This window comes from Isoptericola sp. NPDC057191 (assembly GCF_042670225.1).
Classification (GTDB): Bacteria; Actinomycetota; Actinomycetes; order Actinomycetales; family Cellulomonadaceae; genus Isoptericola.
Window position 1 is genome coordinate 74,142 of sequence record NZ_JBHUWC010000004.1, and the last position, 6,425, is coordinate 80,566.

Sequence of the window (6,425 nt, forward strand, 5' to 3'; positions counted from 1 at the left end):
CCACCGTTGTCGGATGACGACACCGGTCGAGGGGTTCGCGCTGCGCACCTCGGACGCCCAGGAGGCCGAGGCGGCGCTGAACGCCATCTTCCCGGGCGTGCAGCTGCGGGCACCGCAGGAGTCGTTCGAGTTCTCGATCCGCTCCGCGGCGGTCGCCCACGCCACCTGGACCGACCACACCCTGCCCATCGCGGGCGCCACGACGATGGACGAGCCGGGGCCGGTCATCGTGCTCCAGCTGCACGGCCGGATCCGGCTGGAGCACGCCGGGGCCGCGCACACCGAGGGGCCGGCGTTGATGGACGCGCCGGGTCCCGCGAGCGCGACCTGGCAGACGGCCCGCTCGAAGGGCTTCGCGCTGGACCGTGAGTACGTGCGGTCGGTGGCGACCCGCCTGTCGGGGCGGAACCAACCGGCCCACCTGTTCCACGCCGGCAGGCCGCAGGGACCGGCGGAGGCGCGCACCTGGAAGGCCGCGGCGGACTTCGCCGCGCAGTCGCTGACCAGGCACGCGGACGCGATGGCGACGCCGACGCTGCAGCGTTCGCTGGTGCACCACCTGGTGCTCACGCTGCTGCACACGTTCCCCAACGTCGCGCTGGACGACGTGCAGCGCGGGACCGACCGGGTGCTGCCCGCGGCGGTGCGGCGGGCCGTGGCGTTCATCGACGAGCACGCGCACGAACCGGTGACCGTGGACGACGTCGCCGCCGCGGCCCACGTGTCGAGCCGCGGGCTGCAGGCGGCGTTCCGCCGGTCCCTCGGCGTCACGCCGGGGCAGGTGCTGAGGCGGGCGCGCCTGGACGGCGCCCGCCGGGACCTCCTCGACGCCGACCCGGAGGTGGTCACCGTGGCAGCGGTGGCGCACCGGTGGGGCTACCTCCACCTGGGCAACTTCGCCGCGGTGTACCGGGACGCGTTCGGCGAGCTGCCGTCCCGCACCCTGCGGCGTTAGCGGATCCCGGTCAGCGCGTCCCGTGGGGCGTCGCCCGAGGGATGCCGAGCACCGGACCGAGCTGCCGGTGGGCCTCGGCCCCGTCCCGGCGGGCGACCTCGACCACCAGCGCGGCGAGGTCACGGAGCTTGACGTTGCGGACGTTCGACGCGGTGCGCAGCGCGGCGAACGCCTCGTCGGACGTGAGGCCGTAGAGCAGCGCGAGCGCGCCCTTGGCCTGGTCGATCGTCTCCCGGCTCTGCGTCGCGGCCGCGACCTGCTGCGAGGCGTCCCGGCGGGCGCGGTCGCCGACCTGGTCGGTCACGTCCGTGACGAAGCCGCAGAGCGCCTCGCGGGAGGGGTCGTCAGGCAGGTGCTCGACCTGCCCCATGAGGACGACCGTCCGCTCTCGCCCGCGGGCGTCCATGATGCGGTGCAGGCTGGCGAAGGGCGTGCGCGTGCGGCGTGCGCCGGCGAGGATGCGGCGGACGCGCTCGCGGTCCTCGGGGTGCTTGTGGGCCAGCACGAGGGCGGTCGTGGGGACGACGTCGCCCGGTTCGAAGCCGTGGATCCAGTACGTCTCGTCGGACCACCACCAGGTCTCGTCGGGCAGCACGCACCGGAACGACCCGGCGGGCTGGCGGTCCTCGATCTCCAGGGCGCGGTCGACGAGCGGGGAGTCGAGCGGCTCCTGGAGAGGTGGCCGCATCATGCTTCCCGGTGCGCTCTTCGGGGTGGTCCCCGGTGTGCCTTCTGTCGCCGCGCGGTCCGTGTCCATGGCACCTCCTGCAGGGGTCCTCTCGATGAGAGGTCCGTCGGCCGGACCGCTGCTCGATGCCGGCGGACCACCACACCACAGGCCGGTGCGCCGAGGGTGACGTGGTGCGGATCCGGGACCTTGTCGTGCGGGTCAGCGACATCGAGGCGAGCAAGCAGTATGACGAGAAGTTTCCGTAGCCGTTGACATCGTGAAAGTTGATGGCAACCTGGACGCGGGACGCTGCGACGGCGCACGTCCCGGCCCGACCAGCGGAGGTTCCGATGAGCCGAGCTCTGCCCCCAGCCCGACGCACCACGACCGTTCCCGCGGGGATCGGCATCCTCGTCGGCCTCGCGCTGGCCGTCCCGGCGGGCACCGCCGCCGCGGCCCCCGACCCTGACCCGGACCTGCCGGTCGCCACCGCCGACCTCGCCCCCGCCACGGCCCTCGCGCCGAGCGACGACGTCGCCGACCTGCCGCTCGACGACGGCGGCGCGGCCATCGTCACCGAGCGGACGGAACGGCTGGTCGCGCCCGGCCTCGAGCTCACCCAGTTCGGCCGGGTCTCCGCAGCGGGCTGGCTGAGCGGCGAGGTGCTCGTCGCCCACCTCGGGCAGAAGGGCGGGCCCCGGTTCGGCTACCTCGGCCCGGACGCCGTCGCCGGCAACGCGACCGTGAGCGACATGGCCGCCGACCGCGGCGCCGTCGCGGCGGTCAACGGCGACTTCTTCGACATCAACAACTCGGGGGCCGCGCTCGGCACGGCGGTCGACGACGGCACGCTGCTCAAGTCCGCGACCCCCGGCCGCGAGAAGGCCCTCACCGTCGACGCGTCTGGCGTCGCGCGGCTCGCGGAGCTGTTCCTCGAGGGCACCGTCTCGTTCGGGTCGGGCGACGGGGCGCGCGAGCTGCCCGTCGCGGGCCTCAACGTCACCGGGGTCCCGGCCGGCGGCGTCGCCGTCTACGACGCCGCCTGGGGCGACGCCGCGCGCACCCGCCCGCTCGGCGCAGGGGAGCAGGGGGTCGAGGTGCAGGTCCAGACGTCTCCCGACAGCCCGGACGGCACCACGGGCACCGTCCTCTCCGTCGGCACGCCCGGCGCGGGCCGGCTGCCCGCGGGGGTGCGGGCCGTCGTCGCCCGTCCGGGCGCCGCGGCCGACGCCCTCGCGGCGCTCGCGCCCGGCGCGACGGTGACGCTCGCGTACGGCCTGCGCGACGACCTCGGCGAGATCCGCACCGCCATCGGGGGCGACCCGGACGACTGGCTGCTCGAGGACGGCGAGGTCACGTCGTCCACCAGCGACTTCACGACGCTGCGCCACCCGCGCACCGCCGTCGGGCTGAGCGCGGACGGCACGACCGCTTACCTCGTCGTCGTCGACGGCCGGCAGGCGCAGAGCATCGGCGCCTCCCTGCCGGAGCTCGGACGGTTCCTCGCCCAGCTCGGCGCCGACGACGCGATCAACCTCGACGGCGGCGGCTCGACGACGATGGTCGCGCGGCTGCCCGGTGACACGGGCACGAGCGTGCTGAACAGCCCGTCCGACGGCGCCGAGCGCCTGGACGCCAACGGCCTCGGTCTGTTCACCCCGCAGGGCTCCGGCGAGGTGCACGCGTTCGACGTCCGCGCCGCCGTCCCCACGGGCGACGCCCCCGCCACCGACGCGCTGCGCGTCTTCCCCGGCCTGCACCGCACGCTGACCGCCGCCGGCTACGACGAGACGCGTGCCGCCGTCGACACCCTGCCCGACGGCTGGACCAGCAACGACGCCGCAGTGGTGACCGTCGCGCGCGCCGCCGACGGCGCAGGCGTCGTCACCGGCGTCGCGCCCGGACGGGCGACCGTCCGTGCCGCGGCCCCCGCGGCCGACGGCGTCGCGACGGGCTCCGCCGACCTCACCGTCCTCGGCGAGCCCGTGCGGCTCACCGTCCCCGAGCCCGTGGTCACGCTGCCCGACGCGGACGCGACCGCGTCCCTCACCGTCGTCGGGCACGACGCCGACGGCTACTCCGCCCCGGTCGAGGCGCGGGACGTCGAGGTCACCGGTGGTGACGGCGTCGCCGCGCTGGAGCCTGCGGCCGACGGGTCGTTCACCGTCCGCGCCCTGCGCCCGTCCGGAGCCGCGAGCTTCACGCTCGCCGTCGGGGACGAGGAGGTCCGCGTCGCCGTGGCGGTGTCGCTGGAGGACGTCGTGGTGGCCGACCTCGCGGACGCCGCCCGCTGGACGTCGGCGAACGACCGGGCCCCCGGCGGGTCCGTGACGCCGGCCGACGGGCACGACGGCGCCGCGGGGCTGCGCCTCACCTACGACTTCACGCAGTCCACCGCGACGCGCGGCCAGTACGCCGTCGCACCGGACGGGGGGATCGTCGTCGCGGGACAGCCGCGCAAGATCACGATGTGGGTGGACGGCGACGAGCGGGGAGCCTGGCTGCGCCTGCAGGTGCGCCAGGGCGACGGCGTCGTCACGAACCTCGACGGCCCGACCGTGTCCTGGAAGGGCTGGCGCCAGGTCGAGCTCACCGTGCCCGAGGGCGTGGCCTACCCGCTCACGGTGCAGCGGGTGCGCTTCCTCGAGACGCGGGCCGCGGCGCAGTACAAGGGTGCGGTCACGATCTCGGACGTGCGGGCGCAGGTGCCGCCGGACGTCGACGCGCCGCAGGCCGAGCGGGTCGAGGACCCGGTGGTCGTCGCGGAGGACGCGACGGACGACGCGCCCCTGCGCGTGGCGGTCCTGTCCGACGCGCAGTTCGTCGCCCGGGACCCCGGGTCCGGCGCGGTGCAGGGGGCGAAGCAGGCGCTGGCGGAGATCGTCGCCGAGCACCCGGACCTCCTGGTCATCAACGGCGACCTGGTGGACGAGGCGTCGCCCGCCGACTTCGACCTGGCCCGCCAGATCCTCGACGAGGGCCTCGCCGACGCCGACTTCCCCTGGTACTACCTGCCGGGCAACCACGAGGTGATGGGCGGGTCCATCCAGAACTTCGAGGACGAGTTCGGCGAGCGCACCCACGTCGTCGACGTCCCCGACCCGCGCGACCCGGCGGGCGGCACCACCCGCCTCGTCATGCTGGACTCGTCCAGCGGCCGCCTCGGCAGCGACTTCGCCCAGCTGCGTGCCCTGCGCGACGCGCTCGACGACGCGGCGTCCGACGACGCCGTGACCGGTGTCGTGACCCTCTTCCACCACCCGCTCGACGACCCGCTGCCCACGAAGGCCAGCCAGCTCGTCGACCGCGTCGAGGCGCGGACGCTGCGCGCCTGGTTCGAGGACTTCCGCGAGTCGTCGGGCAAGCAGATCGCGTCCGTCGGCTCGCACGTGGGCGTCTTCCACGCGGGCACCGAGGACGGGATCCCGTACGTGGTCAACGGCAACTCGGGCAAGAGCCCGGCGAGCACCCCCGCCGACGGCGGGTTCACCGGCTGGTCGATGATCGGCGTCGACCCGGCCGCCGAGGGCACCGGGGACGGCGGCTGGTTGTCCTGGGAGGTCAACGCCCGCGCCGCGAGCGTCGCGGTGAGCGGCCCCGAGGAGCTCGCGGTCGGCACGTCCGGCCAGGTCAGTGCGCTGCTCACGCAGGACGGCACCCGAGAGGTGCCGGTCGCCTGGCCGGTCTCGTCCCGCTGGGCCGGCCAGCACGTCTTCGTCGGGAGCGTCGCCGACGCGCCCCGAGGCACCGTGCTCGCCGTCGACCCGCGCACGCACGTGGCGACCGCCGTCGCCCCCGGCCGCGCGACCGTCGAGGTCGAGGTGAACGGCACGGTCGGCACGCTCGAGGTGCTCGTGCCCGCCGGGGCGCCCGGCCAGGCACGGATCAGCGACGACAACGGCTGGGACACCGGCCTCCAGGACGGCGACTACCGCGTCCTCGTCGACCTGTGGTGGGGCGAGAACGCCACCAGTCTGCGGCTGTACGAGGACGGCACGCTGATCCACACGGAGAAGCTCACGCACGGCGGCACCGCCGCCCAGCGGGTCGCCGTCCCCGTGACGGGCAAGCGGAACGGCACCTACGAGTACACGTGCGAGCTGGTCAACGCCGCAGGCACCACCCCGTGCGCGGGCAGCCACGCCGTGCGGGTCACCGACGCCAACCCGGGCACGCCCACCCTGTCGCACGACAACACCGACGGGGACGGCGACTACGCCGTCACCATGCACAAGTGGTGGGGCACGCAGGCCACCGGCTACGCGCTGTACGAGGACGGCGTCGAGGTGGACCGGCAGGAGCTGGTGCCCGGGACCGGGGGAGCCGCGCAGTCCGCGACCACCGTCCTCACCGACCGCGCGCCCGGAACCCACCGGTACGTCGCGGTGCTCACCAACGCCGCGGGCGAGACGCGCAGCAAGGAGCTGTCGGTGCGCGTGCGGCGCTGACCCTCGGGGTGACCCACCGGTCGCCGTCCGCCGCGGGCGTTCGCCCCGTCCCCGGCGGGCGGCATATCCTCGGACCATGAGCGACTTCCAGGTCAACCCCCGCGTCAAGTCCGAGCCCTCCGGCGCCCTCTTCGGCCGCGTCCTCGTGGCGTTCGTGCTCTTCGCCGGGGGCCTGGTGCTCCTCGGCACCGGCGCGTCGGGCGGCAACCCGACCCTGGACCCCTACCTCTTCGTGGCCGGCATCCTCGCCGTCGGGCTGTCCTTCGGCCTGCCGATGATCGGCGCGCACGAGCGGGGCTGACCCGCACCACCCGGGACGCGGTCCCTGGCACGAACCACGACAGCCCGTCCC

Annotated in this window: 4 protein-coding genes; 3 read left to right on the plus strand and 1 reads right to left on the minus strand. The window is 75.1% G+C overall.

Features of this window, described 5'->3' with window-relative positions; genetic code table 11:
- Nucleotides 1-13: 13 nt before the first annotated feature.
- Nucleotides 14-955 (plus strand): helix-turn-helix transcriptional regulator, encoded by a 942-nt coding sequence (locus tag ACFT55_RS01730; protein ID WP_380240853.1) that lies wholly within the window; start codon nucleotides 14-16, stop codon nucleotides 953-955.
- Nucleotides 956-965: 10 nt separating this feature from the next.
- Here ACFT55_RS01730 and ACFT55_RS01735 read toward each other — a convergent pair whose 3' ends face one another.
- On the minus strand, nucleotides 966-1,712 hold the full coding sequence (locus ACFT55_RS01735; RefSeq protein ID WP_380240855.1) for a PAS and ANTAR domain-containing protein: 747 nt from the start codon (nucleotides 1,710-1,712) through the stop codon (nucleotides 966-968).
- Nucleotides 1,713-1,975: 263 nt separating this feature from the next.
- Here ACFT55_RS01735 and ACFT55_RS01740 point away from each other — a divergent pair, with 263 nt between their 5' ends.
- Nucleotides 1,976-6,073, plus strand: a complete 4,098-nt coding sequence (locus ACFT55_RS01740) for a phosphodiester glycosidase family protein (RefSeq protein WP_380240857.1) — start codon at nucleotides 1,976-1,978, stop codon at nucleotides 6,071-6,073.
- A 76-nt stretch (nucleotides 6,074-6,149) separates the two neighbouring features.
- Entirely contained in the window at nucleotides 6,150-6,374 is a 225-nt protein-coding gene (locus tag ACFT55_RS01745) for a hypothetical protein (RefSeq protein WP_380240859.1), read from the plus strand.
- Nucleotides 6,375-6,425: the final 51 nt, after the last annotated feature.

What these genes read in the sequence shown, in the direction of transcription:
- ACFT55_RS01745 (WP_380240859.1), top strand. Translation starts at nt 6,150, where the DNA reads ATGAGCGACTTCCAGGTCAACCCCCGCGTCAAGTCCGAGCCCTCCGGC.
- ACFT55_RS01735 (WP_380240855.1), bottom strand. Translation starts at nt 1,712, where the DNA reads ATGGACACGGACCGCGCGGCGACAGAAGGCACACCGGGGACCACCCCG.
- ACFT55_RS01730 (WP_380240853.1), top strand. Translation starts at nt 14, where the DNA reads ATGACGACACCGGTCGAGGGGTTCGCGCTGCGCACCTCGGACGCCCAG.
- ACFT55_RS01740 (WP_380240857.1), top strand. Translation starts at nt 1,976, where the DNA reads ATGAGCCGAGCTCTGCCCCCAGCCCGACGCACCACGACCGTTCCCGCG.